Origin of the sequence: Salipiger thiooxidans, from assembly GCF_900102075.1 — a bacterium.
Lineage (GTDB): Bacteria > Pseudomonadota > Alphaproteobacteria > Rhodobacterales > Rhodobacteraceae > Salipiger > Salipiger thiooxidans.
The window spans coordinates 21,616-45,067 of the sequence record NZ_FNAV01000028.1; the positions used below are offsets into that span (position 1 = coordinate 21,616).

At 68.2% G+C, this 23,452-nt stretch carries 21 protein-coding genes; 14 read left to right on the forward strand and 7 right to left on the reverse strand.

Going from position 1 to position 23,452, the window contains the following annotated elements; genetic code table 11:
• Positions 1 to 13: 13 nt before the first annotated feature.
• The 7 genes from BLQ77_RS25615 (at position 14) to BLQ77_RS25645 (ending at position 6,718) form a co-directional block, all read left to right on the forward strand.
• Positions 14 to 1,264, forward strand: coding sequence for an ABC transporter substrate-binding protein (locus BLQ77_RS25615; RefSeq protein ID WP_089963961.1), 1,251 nt, complete (start codon positions 14 to 16; stop codon positions 1,262 to 1,264).
• Positions 1,265 to 1,346: 82 nt separating this feature from the next.
• Positions 1,347 to 2,201 carry a phosphodiesterase gene (locus BLQ77_RS25620; protein WP_089963963.1) on the forward strand — a complete coding sequence of 285 codons (855 nt, stop codon included), beginning with the start codon at positions 1,347 to 1,349 and terminating at the stop codon, positions 2,199 to 2,201.
• Positions 2,198 to 3,010 carry an HAD-IIA family hydrolase gene (locus tag BLQ77_RS25625; RefSeq protein WP_089963965.1) on the forward strand — a complete coding sequence of 271 codons (813 nt, stop codon included), beginning with the start codon at positions 2,198 to 2,200 and terminating at the stop codon, positions 3,008 to 3,010. Before BLQ77_RS25620 ends, BLQ77_RS25625 begins: the two co-directional genes overlap by 4 nt.
• Before the next feature lie 487 nt (positions 3,011 to 3,497).
• Positions 3,498 to 4,559, forward strand: a complete 1,062-nt coding sequence (locus tag BLQ77_RS25630) for a methionine ABC transporter ATP-binding protein (RefSeq protein WP_089963967.1) — start codon at positions 3,498 to 3,500, stop codon at positions 4,557 to 4,559.
• Entirely contained in the window at positions 4,549 to 5,223 is a 675-nt protein-coding gene (locus BLQ77_RS25635) for a methionine ABC transporter permease (RefSeq protein WP_008887576.1), read from the forward strand. Before BLQ77_RS25630 ends, BLQ77_RS25635 begins: the two co-directional genes overlap by 11 nt.
• 36 nt (positions 5,224 to 5,259) lie before the next feature.
• Positions 5,260 to 6,036, forward strand: a complete 777-nt coding sequence (locus tag BLQ77_RS25640; RefSeq protein ID WP_089963968.1) for a MetQ/NlpA family ABC transporter substrate-binding protein — start codon at positions 5,260 to 5,262, stop codon at positions 6,034 to 6,036.
• Positions 6,037 to 6,256: 220 nt separating this feature from the next.
• Positions 6,257 to 6,718 (forward strand): universal stress protein, encoded by a 462-nt coding sequence (locus BLQ77_RS25645; protein WP_008887797.1) that lies wholly within the window; start codon positions 6,257 to 6,259, stop codon positions 6,716 to 6,718.
• Between the two features lie 547 nt (positions 6,719 to 7,265).
• Here the strand turns inward: BLQ77_RS25645 and BLQ77_RS25650 are convergent.
• From BLQ77_RS25650 to BLQ77_RS25680, 7 genes are all read right to left on the reverse strand, one after another.
• On the reverse strand, positions 7,266 to 10,001 hold the full coding sequence (locus tag BLQ77_RS25650; protein WP_089963970.1) for a cation-transporting P-type ATPase: 2,736 nt from the start codon (positions 9,999 to 10,001) through the stop codon (positions 7,266 to 7,268).
• Between the two features lie 299 nt (positions 10,002 to 10,300).
• Positions 10,301 to 10,813, reverse strand: coding sequence for a hydrogenase maturation protease (locus BLQ77_RS25655; RefSeq protein ID WP_089963972.1), 513 nt, complete (start codon positions 10,811 to 10,813; stop codon positions 10,301 to 10,303).
• The gene (locus tag BLQ77_RS25660; RefSeq protein WP_089963975.1) at positions 10,806 to 12,095 is read right to left on the reverse strand and encodes a Ni/Fe hydrogenase subunit alpha; all 1,290 of its coding nucleotides are present in this window, start codon (positions 12,093 to 12,095) and stop codon (positions 10,806 to 10,808) included. Before BLQ77_RS25660 ends, BLQ77_RS25655 begins: the two co-directional genes overlap by 8 nt.
• On the reverse strand, positions 12,088 to 12,855 hold the full coding sequence (locus BLQ77_RS25665; RefSeq protein WP_207545902.1) for an NADH-quinone oxidoreductase subunit B family protein: 768 nt from the start codon (positions 12,853 to 12,855) through the stop codon (positions 12,088 to 12,090). Before BLQ77_RS25665 ends, BLQ77_RS25660 begins: the two co-directional genes overlap by 8 nt.
• A gap of 2 nt (positions 12,856 to 12,857) precedes the next feature.
• Positions 12,858 to 13,676 carry an FAD/NAD(P)-binding protein gene (locus tag BLQ77_RS25670; protein WP_089963988.1) on the reverse strand — a complete coding sequence of 273 codons (819 nt, stop codon included), beginning with the start codon at positions 13,674 to 13,676 and terminating at the stop codon, positions 12,858 to 12,860.
• A 19-nt stretch (positions 13,677 to 13,695) separates the two neighbouring features.
• Positions 13,696 to 14,166, reverse strand: coding sequence for a cyclic nucleotide-binding domain-containing protein (locus tag BLQ77_RS25675; RefSeq protein ID WP_089963978.1), 471 nt, complete (start codon positions 14,164 to 14,166; stop codon positions 13,696 to 13,698).
• A 3-nt stretch (positions 14,167 to 14,169) separates the two neighbouring features.
• On the reverse strand, positions 14,170 to 15,309 hold the full coding sequence (locus tag BLQ77_RS25680; protein ID WP_165617214.1) for a 4Fe-4S dicluster domain-containing protein: 1,140 nt from the start codon (positions 15,307 to 15,309) through the stop codon (positions 14,170 to 14,172).
• Positions 15,310 to 15,561: 252 nt separating this feature from the next.
• On the opposite strand from BLQ77_RS25680, the gene BLQ77_RS25685 reads away from it, so the two are divergent.
• The 7 genes from BLQ77_RS25685 (at position 15,562) to BLQ77_RS25710 (ending at position 23,012) form a co-directional block, all read left to right on the forward strand.
• On the forward strand, positions 15,562 to 16,362 hold the full coding sequence (locus BLQ77_RS25685; protein ID WP_089963982.1) for a hypothetical protein: 801 nt from the start codon (positions 15,562 to 15,564) through the stop codon (positions 16,360 to 16,362).
• Between the two features lie 118 nt (positions 16,363 to 16,480).
• Positions 16,481 to 18,307: a phosphoenolpyruvate synthase gene (ppsA, locus tag BLQ77_RS25690; protein ID WP_278184731.1), complete on the forward strand. Its 1,827-nt coding sequence runs from the start codon at positions 16,481 to 16,483 to the stop codon at positions 18,305 to 18,307.
• Entirely contained in the window at positions 18,304 to 18,894 is a 591-nt protein-coding gene (locus tag BLQ77_RS29755; RefSeq protein WP_278184732.1) for a putative PEP-binding protein, read from the forward strand. The genes ppsA and BLQ77_RS29755 overlap by 4 nt, the downstream gene beginning before the upstream one ends.
• A 248-nt stretch (positions 18,895 to 19,142) precedes the next feature.
• A complete protein-coding gene (locus BLQ77_RS25695; protein ID WP_089963984.1) occupies positions 19,143 to 21,008 on the forward strand; it encodes a Na/Pi cotransporter family protein in 1,866 nt (621 codons plus the stop codon).
• Positions 21,009 to 21,044: 36 nt separating this feature from the next.
• Positions 21,045 to 21,305 (forward strand): hypothetical protein, encoded by a 261-nt coding sequence (locus tag BLQ77_RS25700; RefSeq protein WP_089963986.1) that lies wholly within the window; start codon positions 21,045 to 21,047, stop codon positions 21,303 to 21,305.
• 414 nt (positions 21,306 to 21,719) lie between these two features.
• Positions 21,720 to 22,700 carry an LOG family protein gene (locus tag BLQ77_RS25705; protein ID WP_089963987.1) on the forward strand — a complete coding sequence of 327 codons (981 nt, stop codon included), beginning with the start codon at positions 21,720 to 21,722 and terminating at the stop codon, positions 22,698 to 22,700.
• 75 nt (positions 22,701 to 22,775) lie between these two features.
• Positions 22,776 to 23,012 (forward strand): MBL fold metallo-hydrolase, encoded by a 237-nt coding sequence (locus BLQ77_RS25710; protein WP_207545903.1) that lies wholly within the window; start codon positions 22,776 to 22,778, stop codon positions 23,010 to 23,012.
• The last annotated feature ends 440 nt before the right edge of the window (positions 23,013 to 23,452 follow it).

Here is a 23,452-nt window from a genome sequence, read left to right on the forward strand (position 1 = left end):
CCCGGAGACTTCCATGAAACAGCTCTCGCTCGGTGCCCTGCTTCTGGCCACCTCGTCGCTTCCCGCGCTCGCGCAGGACCGCGTCACCATCGACTTCGTCTACCCCTACTCGTCGCTCTTCGACGTGACCTACGAGGCGATCATGCCGGCCTTCAAGGCGGCGCATCCGAACATCGACATCAACATCCGCGCTTCCTACGAGGAATACGAGGATGCCTCGAACACCATCCTGCGCGAGGCCGTCTCGGGCGATCTGCCCGACGTCACCATGCAGGGTCTGAACCGTCAGCAGATCCTCGTCGACCGCGGCATCGCGCAGTCGCTCGAGCCCTTCATCGCCGGGGAGGCCGATTTCCAGAAGGACGGCTACCACGAGGCGATGCTGTCGCTCTCGACCTTCGACGGCGAGGTCTACGGCCTGCCGTTCTCGGTGTCGCTGCCGGTCGGCTACTACAACATGGACACGTTGGCCGCGGCCGGGGTCGAGACCCTGCCCACCACCTGGGACGAGGTCGTCGAGACCTGCCAGACGCTGATCGACAGCGGCGTCGAGAACCCGATCTACTGGGACTGGGCGATCACCGGCAACTGGTTCTTCCAGGCGCTGATGTGGACCCAGGGCAGGGCCCCGGTCGAGGACGGCCGCATCAACATGGACAGCCCCGAGGCGCTGAAGACGCTCGAGACGGTCAAGCACATCGTCGATGGCTGCAACATGCGCAACCTGACCGGCGACGAGGCAGTCTCGGCCTTCGCCGCGGGCGAGCTGCCGCTGATGTATACCTCGACCTCGAACGTCGGCCGGATGATGACCATCAAGGCGGATTTCGACTTCGAGACGGGCGCCTACCCGGGCATCGACGGCACGCCCGACGGCCTGCCCGCCGGTGGCAACGCCGCGGTGATGACCTCGACCTCCGAGGACCCGGCGGTGCGCGAGGCCGCGTGGCAGTGGCTGAAGTTCATCACCTCGGGCGAGGGGGCTGCGGAAGTGGCGCGCACCACCGGCTACATGCCGCCGAACCGTGCCGCCAACGACATCATCCTCGTGGATTTCTACGAGCAGAACCCGCAGAAGGCGACCGCGGTCGAGCAGCTGCCGCTGCTGCGTGACTGGCAGGCCTACCCGGGCGACAACGGGCTCGCCATCACCCAGGTGATCTACGACGGGCTCGAGCGCATCGTCACCGGCGACGCTCAGGACATGGAAGAGCTGCAGGAAGAGCTGACCGAAGAGATCGACGACCTGCTGCCGCGCAGCTGATCCGCGCCTCCAACGACCCGGGGCGGCGCCGTGCGTGCCGCCCCCACCCATTGCCCCTTACCCGAAGACGCAGGCCCCCCGCATGAAATTCATCCATCTGACCGACACCCATGTCATCGGCGGCAACCGGACGCTCTACGGCGCCAACCCGGCCCGCCGTCTGGCGCTGGCCGTCGACAGCATCAACGCCGAGCATGGCGACGCCGCCTTCACCGTGGTGACCGGCGATCTGACCCATTGGGGCGATGCCGACGCCTATGCCGCCTTCGAGGCGCAGATCCGGCGGCTCTCGATGCCGCTGGTGCTGATGGTGGGCAACCACGACGACACTGCCGCTTTTGCCGGGCGCTTCCCCGACGTGGCGCGCGACGAGAATGGCTTCGTGCAGTCACGCCGCGAGACGCCGCAGGGCACCTGTCTCTTCCTCGACACCAAGATGCCCGGCACCCACGCGGGCGGCTATTGCGACAAGCGGCTGGCCTGGCTGAAGCGGCAGCTCGAAGAGACGCCGGGCCAGGTGTTCCTTTTCATGCACCACCCGCCGTTCCGGCATGGCATCAGGTCGATGGACGCGATCATGATGCACGACCACGCGGCCTTCTGGGAGGTCGTCGCCCCGCATCGCGACCGCATCCGGCACTTGTTCTTCGGCCACGTCCACCGGGCGATCTTCGGCAACTGGCGCGGCATCTCGTATTCCTGCATGCGCGGCCTCAACCACCAGGTGGCGCTGGATCTCGAGGCCGACGAGTCCGCAATCCCCGGCGATCTCGCCGAGCCCGCCTATGGCGTGGTGCTGGCGGACGAGGATTGCGTCACCGTCCACCTGCACGAGTTCGCAAGCCGCGCGCCGCGCTTCCCGCTGAACGCACCCGAGGGCGAATTCGGCGAGGATTACGCCACCTCGATGCGCCACCCGGGCTTCGCCGATCTATGAGTGACGGGCTTTCCGGCGCGGTCCTGCCGCTCGAGGCGCGCATCGCCCGGGCGCGGGGCCTTCTGGACGGGGCGCAGCGGATCCTCTGCGATCTCGACGGCTGCCTCGTCTCCGGCGCCCGCGTGCTGCCGGGCGTTGCGGGTTTCGTGCGGCGCCATGCCGAGCGGCTGGTCATCGTCAGCAACAACTCGACCGACACCGCCGAGACCCTGTCCCGGCGGCTGGCGGGGCTGGGGCTGATGCTCCCGGCCGGGCGGATCGTGCTGGCGGGCGAGGCGGCTCTGGGGATGGCGCAGCGGCGCGTGCCCTCGGGGCGGCTGCTGCTGCTCGCGGGTGCGGTGATGCAGGCGCGTGCCCGGGCGCTGGGGCTCGACCCGCTGGCCGCCACGCCCGAGGCGGTGGTGCTCTGCCGCGACGCAAGCCGGTCCCAGCTCGAGGCGGCGATGCCGCTGCTCGCGCGGGGGCTGCCGCTGATCGTCGCCAACCCCGACCTTACCCATCCCGGCGAGGACGGCCCGGTGATCGAGACCGGCGCCTTGCTTGCCCTGCTCGAAGCCTGCGTCCCGCGGGCGCGGAGCTGCGTGGCGGGCAAACCCTCGGCGCATCTCTTCCGGGTGGCACTGGGCCCGGTCGCGCCGGAAGCGGCGGTGATGATCGGGGACAACCCCGACACCGACATCGCCGGCGCCCGGCGGCTCGGGATCCCCTCGATCCACGTGGGCCTCGGAGGGCAGGCCACCGGCCTGACGGGTTTCGACTGCCTCTTCCCCGACGAGGCCGACGTTCCCGGCGCCGTCGCCGGGTACTGACCCGGGAGACAGCGCGGAGGGGCCTGCAAGCTGTCGGGGGCATGTCGGGAAAGAGAGGTGCGCTGACATGCCCAAGAGACGAGCCGCCGAGGGCAAGGTCGGGGTCGCGTCCCGTCCGAGCGAAGCCTGACGCCGCCAGATTGCTGTGCTCAGTTTCATGCGACCGGACGGGGCACAGGATCGCGCGTGATCCCTGTCCGAACGCTCCTGCGTCGCAGGGGCCGGTTGAAGCGAATACGGGGCACGCGCCCGTAACGCCCGGTCGCAACGGCGCAAGGGGCCGGGATGTGCCGCTCGGGTCGCCACAGACACGTCACCTGCCGCCCCGGGGGCTTCGGGAGACCGCACCCCGGTCGATGAACCGCCCGGAGATCGGGCAAACCCGCTCTGAGGGCACAGCGATTGTGCGGTCCCTGGTCTTGCGCTCCAGAAGCAGATCCGGTCTATCGCGCCGGACGGAGGACATGGGTGCAGACGAGAGGCTTGGATGGCCGACAGACAGACATCAGGTGCCGCGATCACCTTCCAGAACCTGGGAAAGTCCTTCGACAAGAAGGGCTCTAGCCAGGTCATGGCGCTCGAGGGCGTCAATCTCGACGTGCCGGCGGGCACGATCACCGGGATCATCGGGCGCTCCGGCGCGGGCAAGTCGACGCTCCTTCGCATGGTCAACGGGCTCGAGCAGCCGACCTCCGGCACGGTGACCGTCGCCGGCCATGACGTCGGCCGTGCAGGTGCCGCGGAGCTGCGCCGGATCCGGCGCGACGTCGGCATGATCTTCCAGCATTTCAACCTGCTGAGCTCGCGCACGGTCTACGGCAACGTGGCCCTGCCGCTCGAAATCGCGGGCGTGCCCTCGGCCGAGATCAAGCGCCGCGTCGACGACCTGATCGCGCGGGTGGGCCTCGAGGCGCTCAGCCGCCGCTACCCGGCGGAGCTCTCGGGCGGGCAGAAGCAGCGCGTCGGCATCGCCCGGGCGCTCGCCACCCAGCCCAAGGTGCTGCTGTCGGACGAGGCGACCTCGGCGCTCGACCCCGAGACCACCCAGACGGTGCTGAAGCTGCTTGCCGACATCAACCGCGATCTGGGCCTCACGATCCTGCTGATCACCCACGAGATGGCGGTCGTGCGCGACATCGCCAGCCACGTGGCGGTGATCGACGGCGGGCGCATCGTCGAGGCGGGGCCGACCTACGATGTCTTCGCCGACCCGAAGCACCCGACGACGCGGTCGTTCCTGACGGGGATCACCGGCATCACCCTGCCGAGCTTCATCGCGGGCCGGCTTCAGGCCGAGCGGCCGCAGGGGCCGTCGCAGGAGGTGATCCGCATCACCTTCGCCGGGCGCCATGCCACCGACCCGATGCTGGCGAGGCTGACCTCGGAGCTGGGGATCGCCGTCAACATCCTGGCCGGTGCCATCGAGGAGATCGGCGCGCATCCGTTCGGCAACCTGCTGGTCTCGGTCGAGGCCGAGCGCGCCGCCGAGGCCCGCGCCTACCTGGAACGCCACGAACTGCTCACGGAGGTCCTCGGCTATGTCGGCTAACCTCATCAACATGCTTCTCGAAGCGACCCTTCAGACGCTCTACATGGTCGCCGTCTCCGGCGCGCTCGGCACCCTGCTGGGCCTGCCGCTGGGCACCTACCTCGCCGTGTCGCAACGGGGCGAGCTGCTGTCCTCGCCCGCGGTGAACAAGGTGCTGGGGCTGGTGGTCAACGCCACGCGCTCGGTGCCCTTCATCATCCTCGTGGTGGCGATCATCCCCTTCACCCGGCTCGTCGCGGGCACGTCCATCGGCACCACCGCCGCCATCGTGCCGCTGACCATCGCCGCCGTGCCCTTCATCGCGCGGTTGGTCGAGAACGCCATCCGAGAGGTCGACAGCGGCCTGATCGAGGCCGCCCGCGCCATGGGCGCGACGCCGCTGCAGATCATCCGCAAGGTGCTGATCCCCGAGGCCCTGCCCGGCATCGCACTGGGGCTCACGCTCGCGGTGGTCAGCCTGATCGGCTACTCGGCCATGGTGGGCGCCGTGGGCGGCGAGGGTCTCGGCGATCTCGGCATCCGCTACGGCTACCAGCGCTTCATGCCCGAGGTCATGCTGGCGGTCGTCGTCATCCTCATCGTGCTGGTCCAGCTCGTGCAGTCCCTGGGTGAGGGGCTGGCACGGTTTGTCGACAAGCGCGCGCCGCGCAACCGCGGCCGCTGAACCAACAATAAGAACGCAGATGGAAGGAGAAATCCCATGAAGCGTATGATTCCCCTCGTCTCCGCGCTGGCCCTGATGGCCGGTGCCGCGACCGCTGCCGACATCAAGGTCGGTGTCTCCCCCGGCGAGCATGCCGAGATCATGGAAGAGGTGGCCAAGATCGCCGAGCCCATGGGCCTGAACATCGACGTGGTCGAATTCTCGGATTACGTCGTGCCGAACCAGGCGCTGGCCGATGGCGACATCGAGGCCAACTCGTTCCAGCACGAGCCCTACCTCGACAATCAGATCAGGGACCGCGGCTTCGCGCTGGTGCCGATCGCGACCACGATCACTACCCCGATGGGCGTCTATTCCGATAAGATCACCGCGATGGACGACTTCCCCGAGGGCGGCTCCATGGGCATCCCGAACGACCCCACCAACGGCGGCCGCGCGCTGCTGGTGCTGCAGCAACTGGGGCTGATCAAGCTGGCCGAGGGCACCGGTCTTGTCCCCACCGTCCTCGACGTGGTCGAGAACCCCAGGGACATGCGCTTCCGCGAGCTCGACGCCGCGCAGCTCCCGCGCTCGCTCGCCGACCTCGACGCGGCGCTGATCAACACCAACTACGCGATCGCCTCGGGCCTGAACCCGAAGGAAGATTCCATCGCCATGGAAAGCGCCGACAACCCTTACGTGAACATCATCGTGGTGCGTGAAGGCGACGAGGGGCAGGACTGGGTGCAGCCGCTGATCGACGCCTACCACAGCCCCGAGATCAAGGCGTTCATCGAAGACAAGTACCACGGCACCGTTCTGACCTCTTGGTAAGCTGCGCAGCCTGGATCGCTTTTGCGGGGCGGCTCCTTCGGGGGCCGCCCTTTTTTCTTTCAGGCGATTGCGTTTTAGCGGGTCAGGCAGTTGCCCATCATGGGCTTGCTTCGCGCCCGGCACATGAGGCGCCTCCACATCTTCAGACGCTGCGATTGTTCGAAAGCGCTCGCGGGCGTATCGTGGAGCGGGAAGCGGGAAAATATGAGCGGAGGCAACCATGTATAGCACGATCCTGTTGGCATATGACGGATCCCTCGAGGGGCGGCTGGCGTTGCGCGAAGGGGCGAAGCTCGCCCGGGAATGTGGCGCGCGTGTCGTGCTTTTGGCCGTCGTGGAACACGCATCCGAGATCTACGTGGGCGATGCGAGCACGGTCTATATGGGCCCGGACACGACGGACGAGGTCCGGGACGTTCTCGAGGAAGGCGCCGCGCGCCTGCTCCGGATGGGACTTCCCCATGAAACCCGTCTCGAGCGGGGTCTCGCCGTGGAGCGCATCACGGCCGTGGCGCACGAGATCGGGGCCGATCTCGTCGTGGTCGGGCATCACAAGCAGGGGGCCATGGCGCGGTGGCTGCGAGGATCGGTCACGACCGCGCTTTGCGACAGCCTGAACTGCAGCCTGCTCGTCGCGCGCCTCGAAATTTCCGACGCGCAGCTTTTCGGTGAGGGAGGCTGAATGACCTCAGGGCCTCATGAGCGCCTTGGGATGGGGAGTGGGGATGGCGACACCAGGCGGCGAATGACCTGCCGCCCTGCCGTCGCCGAGATGTCCGGGCCCGGCAGGGCGCCTCAGCGCAGGTGCCCGGCGCTCGGCCGGGCTTGATCCCGACCGAGCCCGGCCAGAGGCCCCGGTGTCGGTCCATCTCGTCTTCGATCTGCTGGCCAAGGCGGCGTCGCCGGGTGTCACCTGAACCCGCCGCCGCCTGCACGAGACCTCTCGCGTAACCATGGCCTGCGCGGGGGCCCGGCTGCGCGCTTGCGCCCGAAACCCGGCCCCTCTCGGGACACAGCCGCGCAATGCCCCGGGCAGTGGATCGCTGTAATGCTGCTCTGACGGCGTGCGTGGCGGTGGCGCACGGGCAGTTCGGTCCAAGCCGCCGGAGTTCGCGCTTCGCCGGGGTTGGCCAGGACGACCTTGCCGTGCCAGCCCCGACCAGCGTGTCACCAAGACCCAGCTCGGAAAACAGCGATCTCACGTGCCGAGCACCATGCCCGACAGGCGTTCAGTGTGCGCCCTGATCCCGCTCCGGCGGGTGCCGATGTGAGGCGCGGAAAGACAACCGGATCTGTTTCTCAAGCTCGATCAGTCCGAAGAAGACCACGCCCACTGCGATGATGAGGACGCCGTCCGCGACCGGCACGGAGGCCGTCTTGAAGATCCCCTGCAGGGTGGGCAGGTACGTGATCGCGCATTGCGCGGCGGTCACGATCAGGACGCAGGCCCAGACGACCGGCGTGCCGCGCGCGGCCGCCCAGGTGATCGAGGTGCCGTGGATGTTGCGGATGAAGAAGAGGTGAAAGATCTCCAGAACGACCATCGTGTTCATCGCGATCGTCTGCGCGAGGGTGGTGGAATGGCCCTGCGCGATGGCGTGGAAGTACATTCCAAACACGGCCAAGAGGAACAGGCACGAGACGAGGGCGATGTGCCAGACCAGCTCTCCGGTCAGAAGCGGCTGGCTCCGGGGGCGGGGGGCCCGCCGCATGGTGCCCGGTTCGGCCGGCTCGAACGCGAGGGCCAGTCCGAGCGTCGCGGCGGTGATCAGGTTGATCCAGAGGATCTGGACCGCGGTGATGGGCAGGGGCATCGCGGCGAAGAGAGCCACGACGATGGTCATGGCCTCGCCGGTGCTGGTCGGGAGGGTCCAGCTGATCACCTTCTTGATGTTGTCGAAGACGGTCCGCCCCTCGCGCACGGCGGCGGCGATCGAGGCGAAGTTGTCATCCGCCAGAACGAAGGCCGCGGCTTCCCTCGCGGCAGCGCTTCCCTTCAGGCCCATCGCGATGCCCGCATCCGCACGCTTGAGCGCAGGCGCATCGTTGACGCCGTCACCGGTCATGGCGACGGTGAGACCGCGGGACTGCAGCGCCGTCACCAGCCGGAGCTTGTGAGCGGGCGAGGTCCGGGCGAAGATGTCGGTGTCCTGCGCCGCGTCCGCGAGCGCTTCGTCCCCCATGGCCTCGACATCCGCGCCGGTGAGAACCTGCTGCACGTTCCTCAGTCCGATCTCCCGGGCGATGGAGCGGGCGGTGGCGGCATGGTCGCCGGTGATCATCTTCACCCGGATCCCCGCCGCATGGCAGTCCGCCACGGCCTCGATCGCTTCGGGGCGTGGCGGGTCGATCAGGCCAACCAGACCGATCAGGGTCAGCTCTCCGGGCAGGTCCGAGGCTTCAAGCACGGTCTGCCCCGGCGGCACCACGCGCATTGCCACCGCCAGCACGCGCAGCCCGTCCCCGGCGAACCGTTCCACCGTGTCGTGCCAGCGACCGGCATCGAGCGGCGCCGGTGCGCCATCCGGTGCAAGCTGGTCTCGGCACAGCGGCAGGATCGCCTCCGGTGCGCCCTTCACGTGGATGCGGCTGTGCCCCTCGTGGTCGTGGTGCAGCGTGGCCATGTAGCGATGCGCGGCATCGAACGGGATCGTGTCGGTGCGGCTCCACTGGCGCAGGGGGGCGGGGCGGTCGCCGGTGATCTTGCCCGCCAGCGCCATGAGGGCGCCTTCCATCGGGTCGCCCTCGACCTGCCAGCCGTTCCCGTGCGCATGCAGGAGGGCGTCGTTGCAGAGCCCGGTGGCCTGGGCGAAAGCCGTCAGCAGGGCGTCGTCCTGCGGTCCCATTTCGGCATCGGACCGACGGATGCTGCCGTCTGGGGCGTATCCGCGCCCACTGACCGTGTAGAGGCGATCTGCCGCCGCGAGGCGCGCCACCATCATCTCGTTGCGGGTCAACGTGCCGGTCTTGTCGGTACAGATCACCGAGACCGAGCCTATGGTCTCGATGGCGGGAAGGCGGCGGACGATGGCGTTGCGCCGGGCCATCTGCTGGACCCCGACCGCGAGCGTGATCGTCAGCACCGCCGGGAGCCCTTCGGGGATCGCGGCGACCGAGAGGCCGACCACCGCCATGAAGAGGTCGGAGAACACCAGATGCCGGACGAGGTAGCCGTAAGCGAGGAGCGTTGCGGCAACGATCAGGATGATCCCCGTGAGCAGGCGCGCGAAGTGGTCCATCTGGGTCAGCAGCGGGGTCTTCACCGTCTCGACCTGCGACAGCAGCCCGCTGATCTGGCCGATCTGCGTGGCGCTGCCCGTGGCGACGACCACGCCACGACCGGTGCCCGCGACGACCATCGTTCCCGAGAACAGCACGCAGCTGCGATCCCCGAGGGGGCTCGCCGCGGCAACCGCTGCAATGCCCTTGTCGACCGGGATGGACTCGCCCGTCAGGATGGCTTCCTCTGCCTTGAGCGCGCGGGCCTCGATCAGCCGGAGGTCGGCGGGAACGCGGTCTCCGGCTTCGACAAGCACGATGTCGCCGGGAACCAGCTCTGCGGCGTCAATGCTGCGACGCCGCCCATCCCTCAGGACCGAACACTGCGGCGCCAGCATGCCCCGGATCGCGAGCATTGCCTGTTCCGCGCGTCCCTCCTGCACGAAACCGATCACGCCATTGATCAGGACCACCGCGAGGATGACGCCGGTATCCACCCAGTGCTGCAAGGCGGCGGTGATCACTGCGGACCCGATCAGCACGTAGATCAGCACATTCCGGAACTGAAGGAGAAACCGGACCAGCGCCGGCCGCCCGGCAGGCTCGGGAAGCTGGTTCGGCCCATGCTCGGCAAGACGAAGCTGCGCATCCGCGTGGCTCAGCCCCTCCGCGGAGGTGCGCAACCCGTCGAGCACCTGCCGGTGCCCGAGCGCATGAAACGGCACGCTGTCGTCGCGGTCTGCCATGTCTCCTGTCCCTCCGGAAGCCGTCCCCTCTGGCAAGGTTTGGCTGTGGTCTGGCCCCTCGCCGGACCGGCCAGCGCAAGCATTGTCGCTCCGGGCCCATCGGCGCAATGCGTCTTGCCGTCCTTGCGAAGATCGGTCGCGGAGCGCGGTCGGTCGGGGTGACGCAGCGCGGGTTTCGACTGAAACGAGCCGCACCCTGGCGCCCGCTGGCCGTTCCCGAGGTCGCAGACCGGATCCCGGCAGGTCAGAACCTGACTCTGCGGTGCAATTGCCTTGCCGGAGCAGGAGGCGGGCTCATCTCAGGGCGACTTCTTTCCGGGGCGCGATCCCGGTGGGGGCTGCCAGCCCCGAGCCGGCCCGTCGTGGCGATCCAGCAGCCATTCGACCCGAGCCTCCGCAGCGCGGGCAACCGGAGGCGACAGGGTTTCGCCGAAGCCGAAGTCCTGCCCCTCGATCCCCAAAACCCAGAGCGAACGGGGGAGGAGACCAAGCGCCCGTGCGGTCTCGACCGCGAAGGCGAGCCCGAACTCGTGGGTCGAGTTGCGGAAGGTCCGGTCGGGCAGGGGGGCGGCGCGCGCGTCGATCAGGCGGATGTGTCCGGGCGGGGCGCCGCTCTGCGTGGCATCCGCGATGAGGATGTCATCGGCCATCCCGAAGCGCCCCACGAGGTCCGCCCCGTCGCCGGTGTGCGCAAGCGCGCGGCACCCGGCCAGCGCCAGCCTCTCCGCCATCCATGGCCCGACCGCGTCGTCGCGGCGGAACGGGTGGCCCACCCCGATGAACAGCGAAAAGGCGGGGCGCGGATCAGGCACGGACCACCGTCAGCTTCAGGAAATGGGTCGCGCAGGAAATGCAGGGATCGTAGTTCCGGATCGCCTGTTCGCAGCGCTGCCGGAGCGCGTCGTCGTCCAGATCCAGCGAGCTCAGGACAACGCGCGCGAGGTCCGCCTCGATCTGCGGCTGGTTCTGCGAGGTGGGCGGCACGATGCTGGCCGATACGAGCGTTCCATCGTGGTCGATGACGTAGCTGTGATGGCAGATCCCGCGCGGCGCCTCGGTGCAGCCGAAGCCCTCGCCCGCGCGCGGCGGTGCCTCGACGCAGGCCGGCGAGGGCACCACGTAGGACCGGGCCAGTCGGAGCGCTTCAAGACACGCGAACTGGACCTCGATCATGCGCACGAGGATGGACTTGAAGGGGTTTCTCTCAACCGGGCCCAGCCCTGCCTCGCGCGCGGTCCGGCGGCAGGCCTCGGGCAGCCGGTCGTGATTGTTGGCGTAGCGCGCCAGCGGGCCGACCATGTAGGGCGTCCCGTCGGCCAGATGGGCGAGCAGCGCGTTCGAGTGGGCGACCTGGCTTTCCCGGACGGACCCGGAAAAGGCGTCGATGCCGATGTCGAGCCCCCGGTTGGAGCCGATGCGGCCCTCGAGGATCGGGTATTCGTCGGGGTTCACCAGCGATACGAAGGTGTAGTCGGCCGCGTCGTCGGGAAACTCGAAGCGCGAAAAGGCAAGCGCCATGTCGCGGGCGGCCCCGGCGCCCCATTCGAGCTCTGGCACCAACGCCGCGATCCGGTCCGCATCGGGCGCACGGTAAAAGCCGCCGACGCGCGTGTTGACCGGATGAACGGCGCGGCCGCCGATGACCTCCATCAGGGTGTTGCCGAGCTTCTTCAGGCGCAGCGCCGTGCGCACGAGATCGGGCTCGGCCCGGGCGATCTCCATCGCATCGGGTAGGCCCAGGAAGTCCGGCGCATGCAGCATCGCCGCGTGCAGAACGTGGCTCTGGATCCACTCGCCGCAGTAGATCAGCCGCCGCAGGGCGCGGATTTCGGGAGGGATCGCGATGCCGAGCGCCTGCTCGACGGCCTGGCTCGCGCTCATGACATAGGCCACCGGGCAGATGCCGCAGATCCGCGAGGTGATGTCCGGCGCATCGGTCGCGGGCCGTCCCCGCAGCAGGGCCTCGAAGAAGCGCGGCGGCTCGAAGATCCGGAACTCGAGCGTTTCGATCTTTTGGCCGCGCAGCTTCACGTAGAGCGCCCCTTCACCCTCGACGCGCGCCAGAAGGTCGAGTTTGATCGTGCGCTCAGTCATGGCGGCCCCTCGCCGCGGCAAAGGCGGGGGCCGCGCAGGTGACCCCGCCGTAGAGCGCGCGTTGTGCGGCCTCCGGAAGGCCCAGCCTGCGGAACTGCGCTGCGAGCGCGTCAGTGTTCGCCCCCTCGACGGGGCCGAAGCAGCCGTAGCAGCCGCGCCCCACCGACGGGCAGAGGTTGCCGCACCCCGCCCGGGTCACCGGGCCGAGACAGGGGGTGCCGTGCGAGACCATCACGCAGGGCGTGCCGTGGCGCTTGCATTCGACGCATTGCACCGCGCTGGGGATCTGCGGTCGGCGTCCGGCCAGCACGGCGGTGACCAACTCGACAAGCTGCGCCTTCGACACCGGGCAGCCGTGCAGCTCGAGGTCGACCCGCACGTGGTCGGCGATGGCGGTCGAGGTGGCGAGCGTCTCGATATACTCCGGGCGCGGATAGACGAGCCGGGTCCACTCCGCCACGTCAGCGGTGTTGCGCAGCGCCTGGATGCCCCCCGCCGTGGCGCAGGCCCCGATCGCGACGAGGGTCCGGGACTGGTCGCGGATGTCCTTGATGCGGGCCACGTCATCGGCGGTCGTGATCGAGCCCTCCACGAGCGAGAGGTCGTACGGCCCCGGCGCCATCCGGCTGGAAGCCTCGGGGAAATAGGCGATGTCGATCCGGTCCGCGATGGCAAGAAGCTCGTCCTCGCAATCGAGAATGGAGAGCTGGCAGCCGTCGCAGGACGCGAACTTCCAGACCGCGAGTTTCGGGCGGGCCATGGTCATACCTCCCTGATCCCAAGGGGGCGGCGCACCCGGCGGTAGCGGAAGACCGGGCCGTCGCGGCAGACGAAATCCGCGCCGAACTGGCAGTGACCGCAGAGTCCCGTGGCGCATTTCATGTTCCGCTCCATCGAGATCCACATGCGCTCCGGGTGAATGCCCAGATGCTCGAGGTCGCCGCAGCCGTGGCGCATCATGATTTCGGGCCCGCAGAGGAAGGCCGACACCCGGTCCGGCGCGATGCCGTCGAGTGCGCGTGGGAACTGCGAGGTGACGACACCGACCGGGCCGCCCCATTCGGGCCCGGCATGATCGACGCAGACATGGATCTTCATAGCCCCTGCGGCGGCCCAGCCCGCGAGCTGCCATGCGTAGAGGATCTCTCGCGGTGACCGGGCACCAAGGACCAGCGTGATGCCGGCGTAGTCGGCCCGGCGCGCCAGGGCGCGGCAGATCGCGGGTCGCAGGGGCGCAAGGCCGAGACCGCCCGCGACGAAGAGCAGGTGCCGGCCGCGTTCGGTCTCCACCGGCCAGTGCGAGCCGAAGGGGCCGCGCAGCCCCAGCACCGCTCCCCGTTCGAGCTGCGCAAGCGCCGAGGAGACGGCGCCGACCCGTCGCACCGTGTGCAGCAATTCGTCGGGCCGTGACGGATCGCCCGAGATCGAGACCGGGATCTCTCCTGTGGCGAAGGCGTAGAGCATGTTGAACTGCCCGGGCCGGAACGGCAGCGGTGCGCGGTCTTCGGCGGCAAGCCGCAGGGTGACGACGTCGTCGAGCTCGCGCAGGACCTCGGTCACCCGGTAGGGCTGTGGCCGCATGGACCCGGAGATCGCGGCCTCAGCGGGCATGGGCGCCGTAGAGATCAAGCAGCTGCAGCCGCTGCATCCGGACGCGTCGGGCAAGGTGCGGGAGCCAGAGCCTGAACAGCCGGTAGCCGAGCTCGGTGTGCTCGTCGCATTTGTCGAGCACGCACCGGGCATCGAGCGCGATGGCGGCGACATCGGTGACGGCGCGGGCATCCGACATGGCACGGCAGGGCGGCAGCAGCCAGGACCAGTCCACGATATCGCCGGGATGCAGCGACTCGACCCTGAGCGGTCCGCGGCCCGGCGCGGCGAGTTCGATGGCGGCATCGCCGTGCCTGAGGATCACCACGGTCTCGGCCGCATCGCCTTCGCGAAACAGCAGCTCACCGGCCCTGTAGCGCATGTTGCGGCCACAGCCCGCGATGAGATCGAGCGCCGCCCCGTCGAACCCGAGGAAGGCCGGGTGGTCGGCGAGAATGTCCCTGATCGTCTGATGCGCCATCGGTCAGTCCGTCCCTTCTGCCATCAGCCGGTCCGCTTCGGCCACGAGGTCGATCCCCACCGGGCACCAGGTGATGCAGCGGCCGCAACCGACGCATCCGGAGCTGCCGAACTGGTCGTGCCAGTAGGACAGCTTGTGGGTCATCCACTGCCGGTAGCGGGCGGCGGGGCTGCTGCGGACGGGGCCTCCGTGGATGAAGCTGAAATCGGAGTTGAAGCAGCTGTCCCAGAGCTGCCAGCGTTCGGCGTGGTCTCCGGACAGGTCGCTGACCTCCTCGACATCCGAGCAGAAGCAGGTGGGGCAGGCGAGGGTGCAGTTGCCGCAGGTCAGGCAGCGCGACGCGATGTCGGCCCAGACCGGAGACTCGAGCCGGAGCTTCAGTCCGCCGGCGATGTCGTCGGGCATCGTCCGGGTCTGTCGCGCAGCGGCGGCGCGCGAGAGGTCGAGGGCCGCGGCATGGTCCCTCGGCCTCGCGGTAGCGCCTCCGAGCGTGTGCAGAACATCGTCACCGGCCTGCGAGGCGCTCTCGACAAGGAAAGCGGCGCCGTGATCCGCGGGGAGCTCGGTCAGCGCCAGATCGTAGCCGGCCACCGCCCGCGGGCCGGTGTCCATCGAGGCGCAGAAACAGGTCGGGGCGCTGCGCGCGCATTGCACCACGACGATGATGCTCCGCTCCAGCCGCTCGGCGAAGGCGGTATCGACATAGGGGCCCTCGGCAAAGATCCGGCGTTGGCGCGCAATGGCGGCAAGCTCGCAGGGGCGGACGCCGAAGAGCACCGTCTTCGGCCATGCTGTGGTCGCATCGCGGAAGGTGAGGCGATCGTCGGTCCGCTCTGCCGACCAGAGCTTGCGTCTTGCGGGATAGAGCCACGCCTTCCAGCCCGAAGGTCCTACGACGTAGTCGAACCAGCGATCCGGATCGCCGTCGCGCAGCCGGTAGTGCCCGGGCCCCTGATCGTCCACGCGGCCGCGCGGCAGTGCTTCGGGCTCGGTGAGCGGGGCAGGGTCGATGACACCGTCGCGTTCCTGCGGCGCGAGGATCCGATAGCCCTGACCGAGGAAATGCCTCAGCAGGTCGCGCGGATCGTCGATGAGCCTCGGGCGCGTCATGCCCGCGTCCGCGGTGTTCGGCAGCGCTTCCACATGGTCCGGCCTCCCCAACCGCATACCAACGTTTCGTCTTGCCTGACGGGCCACTGCCAAGGGGTGTTCACGTCGCGCTCGAAATCAACGCTCCCGCGATCTGATGCGACGCCACACTCGGGGGTGACAGCGCCCCCAAAGCGCGCTTCAGCTAGACCCGCAGGCGGGCCGTTGTCTTTGATCGAGATCGTGGACATCCACCGAAGTTCGGGTGGACACTCTGGCGCGGATGCAGATGGGAGGGGGGATCACATGGCAATTCGCGAGGACATCATCGATCTTGCGCCCCGTATCGCCCGCCACCGCACCGTGTGCCCCGGGCACCTGTCCGAGCCCGAAATCGCAGCCCTTTCGGCGCAGCTCTACGCGGTGCACAGCCGCATCTTCGACGGCAGCACTCCGGAGGACTTCCGTGCCCATGTCGTCGAGCCCGCCGCCGAGGACACGCGCATCCAGCTGTTCCTCGACGATCACGGCGCGGTCGTCGGCTATTGCTCGCTGCATCTCTTCCGCCGCAAGGTTCTCGGGCGCGAGAGCCTTGTCCTGCGTGCGGAAGCGGGGCTGCGCCCGGAGTATCGGGGCCGCAGCATGACCTACGGGATCGGGATCGCGCGTGCCGCGGAGGTGAAGCTCCGGCACCCGTTCACGCCGTTCTATTACCTCGGGACTCTCGTCCACACCTCGAGCTACCACCTGTTCTGCAAGTATTTCCCGCAGATCTTCCCCCACCATTCCCGCGATGACCCGCCAAGGCTGCGCCAGATCGCGCAGGAGCTCATCGAGTCCTTCGACGATCCGGCAGTCTCGGAACACGATCCGTTCGTCCGCGACGTCGGCTGGGTGACCATCGAGACCGACGCGGAGAAATCCCTGAACCGTCGCGGCGACCGCTCCGACGTGCGGTTCTTCAAGGCGCGCAACCCCGGCTACCCGCAGGGGCACGGGCTTGTCGTGGTGGTGCCGCTCACAATCGCCAACATCTCGGCGGCGCTGCTGGCGCGGGTTGCCGAACTGGGTCTGCACGTCTTCGGGCGCCGACTTCCGGATCTCTAGGCGCAGGCCCCGGGGGCAAGGGGGCTCAGTCGCGCCGGGCCGGCTTCGAATTGACCACAATCAAGGCCCGCGGTCGGATCTTCCCCTACGCTGGCCCATGGCAAGGGAGGAGATGCCAATGGACAAGCGCACCTGCGAGAGCACGGGCGTCCTCAGATGGTTCGAGGACCTCGTGCGAGACGACGTGGCCACGGTTGGCGGCAAGAACGCATCGCTGGGAGAGATGGTGCGGTCGCTGGGCGAGAAGGGGGTCAGGGTGCCTCCGGGCTTCGCGACCACCGCCGACACCTTTCGCCGCTATATCGCTTCCAATGATCTTGGCGCGTTGCTTGGAGATCTCCTCGGACGACTGGACGCCGGACAGCTGACGCTTGCCGAGGCCGGCCGGCAGATCCGTGCGGCCATCACCGGCGGCGCGTGGCCCGAGGACATCGAGCAGGAAATCCGTGCGGCCTACCGGACTCTTGGCGCGCGGGTCGGACAGGACGCGCCCTCGGTCGCCGTGCGCTCGTCCGCCACTGCCGAAGACCTGCCGGACGCAAGCTTCGCGGGGCAGCAGGAGACCTTTCTCAACGTCCGGGGCGAGGAGGCGCTGATGTCGGCCTGCCGGCGCTGCTTCGCGTCGCTCTTCACCGACCGCGCCATCACCTATCGCAAGCTGAAGGGCTTCGGTCAGCTCGATGTGGCGCTTTCCGTCGGGGTACAGTTGATGGTCCGGTCCGACATCGGCGGGTCGGGGGTGATGTTCTCGATCGACACCGAAAGCGGCTTCGACAAGGTGGTTCTGATCAATGCCGCGTGGGGTCTTGGCGAGAACGTCGTGCAGGGCACGGTGAGCCCGGACGAGTACCAGGTCTTCAAACCCTTCCTCGCGGACGAGGGGCTGGTTCCGATCCTGCACAAGGCGCTCGGCGCCAAGGAGATCAAGATGATCTACGCGGGCGGGCAGGGCGCCCCGACACGCAACGTGCCGACATCGAAGGCAGAGCGCGAGAGCTTCGTGCTGTCGGATGCCGAGATCCTCGAGCTGGCGCGCAGTGCGGTGGTGATCGAAGAGCACTACGGGCAGCCGATGGACATGGAGTGGGCGCGGGACGGAGACACCGGGCAGGTCTACATCGTGCAGGCCCGTCCCGAGACGGTGCAATCGCGCATGGAGGCGGATGCCTTCAGGACCTATCGGCTGGGCGCCACGGGGGCGAAGCTTCTGGGCGGCCTCAGCGTCGGCAGCGCCGTTGCGACGGGTGAGGTCTGCCTGATCGAGAGCGCCGAGGAGATCGAGCGGTTCGTCGATGGCGCGGTGCTGGTGACCTCGACCACCGACCCGGACTGGGTGCCGATCATGAAGCGCGCCGCGGCCATCGTCACCGATCACGGCGGGCGGACCTCGCACGCCGCCATCATCAGCCGGGAACTGGGCGTGCCTGCCATCGTGGGCACCGGCAACGCCACGCACTTGCTGCACGACGGGCAGGAGGTGACGGTGTCCTGTGCCGGCGGCGACGAGGGCGCGGTCTATGCCGGCAAGGCAGAGTTCAGCATCCGCGAAACCCGGCTGGACGAGGTGCCCGAGACCCGCACCAAGGTCATGCTCAACCTCGCGAACCCCTCGGCCGCGGCCCGCTGGTGGCGGTTGCCCGTGGATGGGGTCGGTCTCGCACGGATGGAGTTCGTGATCAGCAACGAGGTCAAGGTCCACCCGCTGGCGCTCAGCCGCTACGACAGGCTGGCGCCGGGCGCGGACCGCGACGAGATCGACCGCCTCGTGCGGGGGTTCGACTGCCGGACCGACTATTTCGTCGAGACGCTGGCGCGCGGGCTCTCGCGGATTGCCGCGACGTGGTATCCGAACCCGGCGATCATCCGCATGAGTGACTCAAGACCAACGAATACGCAGACCTGCTGGGCGGGAAGGGCTTCGAGCCCGACGAACAGAACCCGATGATCGGCTTCCGCGGCGCGTCGCGCTACTATTCCGACGCCTATCGGGACGGCTTCGCGCTCGAGTGTCGCGCCATCCGGCACCTGCGCGAGACCATGGGGTTCACCAACGTGATCGTGATGATCCCGTTCTGCCGCACCGTGGGCGAGGCCGACCGCGTGCTCGAGGTCATGGCCGAGAACGGCCTCAGCCGCGGGGAGAACGGGCTGCAGGTCTACGTCATGTGCGAGATCCCGTCCAACGTGATCGAGGCCGAGGCGTTTGCCGAGCGGTTCGACGGCTTTTCCATCGGCTCGAACGACCTCACGCAGCTGACGCTGGGCATCGACCGGGATTCCGAGGCGCTGGCCGGCCTCTTCAGCGAACGCGACCCGGCGGTGCTGTGGATGATCGAGACCGTCATCGCCAAGGCGCGCAAGGCGGGCCGGAAGATCGGCCTTTGCGGTCAGGCCCCGAGCAACGATCCCGGGTTCGCCCGGCTGCTCGTGCGCGCCGGGATCGACAGCATCTCGGTGACCCCGGACAGCTTCATCGCCGTGCGGAACAACGTGGCGGAAGCCGAGAAGGCGGGGAGCCCGGCTCCGGCCTGAGGGCCGCCGCATCGCGCCGGTTGCCGGCACGCTGGTCATGCCGGCGACGGAGGGTCCGCCCCGGTTCGTCCCGCGACGCGGACCACAGGCGACGCCGGGCGCCCGAGTTGCCTGTGGTCCGCGGCGCGGAAGTCTGCCGGCAGGTCGCGGCCTGGCATTATCGCTTGCCGATCCCGGGGGTGCGGGTATTCCGGAGATCCGCGGTGACGCGGCAGATACCTGATAGACGACGATGATCTGAGCTGGCGATGCGAACGAGGAATTACACCCTGCCCGCGGCCTTGGGGGGGCTGCTTCTGGTCTTCTGGATCAGCCCCGACCTGCAGGTGATCGCGGCGGGCGTCGCGGTCTTCCTCTTCGGCATGCGCATGCTCGAGGACGGCTTCAAGCTGGCCGGAAGCGGTATGCTCGAGCGCTGGCTCGAGAAGGCCACGCGTTCGAAGGCGCGGGCGCTGCTCTTCGGGGTCGCCTCGACCACGCTGCTGCAATCCAGTTCGCTCGTGTCGGTCATCACCATCTCGTTCCTGAGCGCCGGGCTGATCTCGCTTGCGGGTGGCGTCGGGATCGTCTTCGGCGCGAACATCGGCACGACGACCGGCGCGTGGCTGGTGGCCGGGCTCGGGCTCAAGGTCGACATCGGCGCCTACGCGATGCCGATGCTGGCGCTGAGCATCGTGCTGGTCTTCCAGAAGTCCAAGCCGTTGCACGGGATCGGCCTCGCGCTTGGCGGGCTCGGCTTCCTGTTCCTCGGCATCCAGTTCATGAAGGACGGGTTCGACGCCTTCCAGGGGCAGCTCGACCTGACCCGGTTCGCCCTGCCGGGTCTTATCGGGCTCGTGGTCTACACGCTCATCGGCGCGGCCGCGACAGTGATCATGCAGTCGAGCCACGCCGCCCTGGTGCTCATCCTGACGGCGCTCGCGTCGGGTCAGCTGACCTACGACAACGCCCTTGCGCTGGCGATCGGCTCGAACATCGGGACGACCATCACCGCGATCATCGCGTCGCTCGGGGCGAACGTACAGGGCAAGCGGCTGGCGCTGGCCCACCTCGTCTTCAACGTGGTGACGGCGGTGGCCGCGCTGATCCTCATCGTTCCCTTGCGCGGCGCGGTCGACTGGATCAGCGACGCCCTGACCATCGCGCCCGACGACTACGCGCTGAAGCTCGCGGTTTTTCACACCCTCTTCAACCTGCTCGGCCTCGGTCTCATGCTGCCGGGTCTCGACCGGCTCGTCGCGACGCTGGTGCGGATCCTGCCGGAGAAGCTGCCGGATGTCAGCAAGCCGCACTTCCTGAACGAGGCCGTCGACGAATTCCCCCAGACCTTCGAGACCGCCTTGCGCCGCGAAGTCCAGCACCTGACCGACAATGCGCTCGACCTGATCCTGCAGGGTCTGAACCTCCCGAGCGCGGCGGTCTTCCAGAGCAGCGACCTCGCCGGCACGGTCCGCGCCCACCGGGCGCAGCTGCCACTCGACTACGACGATGCCTACGCACGGCGCATCAAGTCGCTCCACGAGGCGATCCTGGCGTTCTCGAGCCGGATCGGTGACCGTCATCTGGCACCGGACATCGCCGAACGGGTCTACGAGTTGCGAGACGTGGCAGGCGAGATCGTGCAGGCGGTCAAGGCCGTCAAGCACCTGCGCAAGAACGTGCTGCGCTACACGACCCTGTCTCTTGGCCTGACGACGGAACTCTACGACGGTCTCCGAACCGAGATGGCGCGCATCGCCTTCGAGATCCACACGCTGTCCCGGACCGACCCCGAGGAACGCAGCGCGCTCTGGCTGGATCAGGAGCGGGTGCAGATCGAGAAGGACGCGCATGTCACGGCGCAGCGGATCGACGGGCTGATCCGGGACAGCGTGCTGACACCCGGCAGTGCGACTTCGTTTCTCAACGACTCGACCTATGCCTACGCCGCGATGCGGCAGCTGACCAATGCCGCAAGACGCTGCTACATCGAGCGGGACAGGGCGATGGCGGAGGTCGAGAAGATCCTCACGCTGGAAGAGGAAGAACTGCACGATCCCGCCGCTCCGGACGCGACCGGCCCACGCGATGCCCACGATGACTCAAATCATGGAGATGTCACGCGAGAGGCGTAGGATGTCCCAGATCACCCCCTTTCCGGAAGCGAGCCGATGGGCCTCAAGAAGCTGGCGGCCAGACTGGCCGAGTATCGAGAACGTCAGGAAGCCGGTCGCGTCCGCGAGATCCGGCCGGAACACGTCGAAAGGATCCTCGCGAAACTCACGAGGAAGGAGGCCTCGCTTAGCGAGGAGATGGCCGAGACGAGCGACACCGAGAAACGGACCCGGCTCGAGCAGAAGCGCAAGATCGCGCTGGAGCAGATCGCGCGCGCGGAATGGCTGATGGCGCAGGTGAAAAAGCCCGCGTCCTAGGCGGACTGGTCGGGTCCTGCGATCCTGCTGGGGCTCGAGTGATGCTGGTGCGCCGGTGGGCGGGACCGGATCCGGCGCCTCGCCTGGCCCCTACGCGCGCTTTCCACGATGTGCCAGCCCGGCAAGAGGGGGCCGCACCTAGCTGCTGCGTGTCGATGAGAGCGCAACGGTTGGCCGAAACCGGTTTCAGCCCCCTGTCAATGTCGTCCATCGGGGCCTGCACTGTGATCGACACGTCCCGCGGGCGGCAGCCTCCGAGACGCATCGCCGTGACCGATTGATGCGGGTCATACCTGCCGCCGCGCGGGGATGATACGCTTCGCTCAAATCAGGTGCGGAGCTTGCCGGGCCGGGGGGCGGCCCGAGAGCACGGGCCGTGCCCGCATTCACGGATGGACGTCAGAAGGAGACAGGATGAAAGACCGGAAATCAGCGATACTTGGCAAACCATTTCCGGCGCATCCCACCCGGCGCGAGATCGATCTGCCTGGCTGCCGACCTCTGCCGCCGGGCGATGACGCGCCTGCGCTTGTCCGTCAGATCATGGCAAACCCCAATTACCGGCTCGCGGACGCGGACGCCGATTTCCTCGACCGCGACGTCATGCGCGGCGCACGGCTTCAGCTCGACTACCAGAAGGCCGAGACGCTTCTCAGGGATCACGGCATCGCCCACTCGATCGTGGTGTTCGGCGGAACGCGCGTGACCGAGCCGGAGCGCGCCGCGGCGACCCTCGCGGCACTGGAAGCCGAGAGCGCCCGCCACCCGGAGGACGCCGATCTGCAGCGCCGGTTGCGCGTGGCCCGGCGCCTGAACGACAAGAGCCGGTACTACGACATCGCCCGCGAATTCGGCCGCATCGTCGGCGCCGCCGAGGGCGAGCATGGCAACCGTCTCGCGATCGTGACCGGCGGAGGGCCGGGGATCATGGAGGCCGCCAACCGCGGTGCCGTCGAGGCCGGCGCGCGCACCGTCGGGCTCAATATCACCCTGCCGCATGAACAGCTCCCGAACCCCTACGTCACGCCGGATCTCTGCTTCCGCTTCCGGTACTTTGCCCTGCGCAAGCTGCATTTCCTGCTGCGCGCCAGGGCGCTGGTGGTGTTTCCGGGCGGCTTCGGCACCTTCGACGAGCTTTTCGAGACGCTTACGCTGATCCAGACCCGCAAGATCCAGCCGGTTCCGGTGATCCTCGTGGGGCGCGACTACTGGGCGCGCGCCTTCGACGCGGATTTTCTGGTCGAGGAGGGCGTCATCGACCCCGAGGACCGCGCGCTCTTCTGGTATGCTGAAACCGCGCAGGAAATCTGGGAGGACATCCAGCGCTGGTATGCCCGCGCCGGTCGAGCGCTGATCGGGACGCCGACCCACACGGAGGGAGGAGCGATGCCATGAAGCTCTCGTTTCACGGCGCCGCGGGGCAGGTGACGGGCTCGTGCCACCTCGTCGAGTGCGCCGGACGTCGGATGCTTGCCGATTGCGGCCCTGTTTCAGGGCGGTCACGCGCTGCATGACAAGAACGCCCGGCCTTTCGGGTTCGAGCCTTCCGGGATCGACATCGTGCTGCTCACCCACGCCCATCTCGATCATTGCGGGCGCTTGCCGCTGCTTTGCAGGCAGGGCTTCCGCGGTGAGATCATCCCGGCCTCGGCCACCCGCGCTCCGGCGCGGCTGGTGCTGCCCGGTTCCGCGCATCTCCACCAATAGGACGCGCGGCGCCACCATCGGCACGGTCATCGGTGGCGGTCATCGTCGCCACCCAGACCGCGCTTTGCGCAGGCACGGACCGGGGCGGTGGCAGCGTCGAAGTGGTCGCAGCGTCGAGGACATTGCGGAAGAGTGGATCGAAGCTCACGAGGAGACCATCGAGCAGGTCTGGCTGGCCGGCATCGAGTGATATCCATGGCCGTTTGCGGGGTTTATGCTCCCGTAAACGGTGCCGCCACGGCGCCGAAAGATGCCGAACGGCCTCGGGTTAAGTTCGCGTAAGTCTTTGTTCGGTTGCCACAGGTTGGCGGGATCGAGGATATTACATAATGTACCTTATGAGATATCTGTCTGTAAGCGCCAAGTTAGAATGTCCCACATGAGCAAAGCTGAAGTGTCACACTCCCCTGAATGGGCAGGATTGGAGTGCGGCCGTGGGA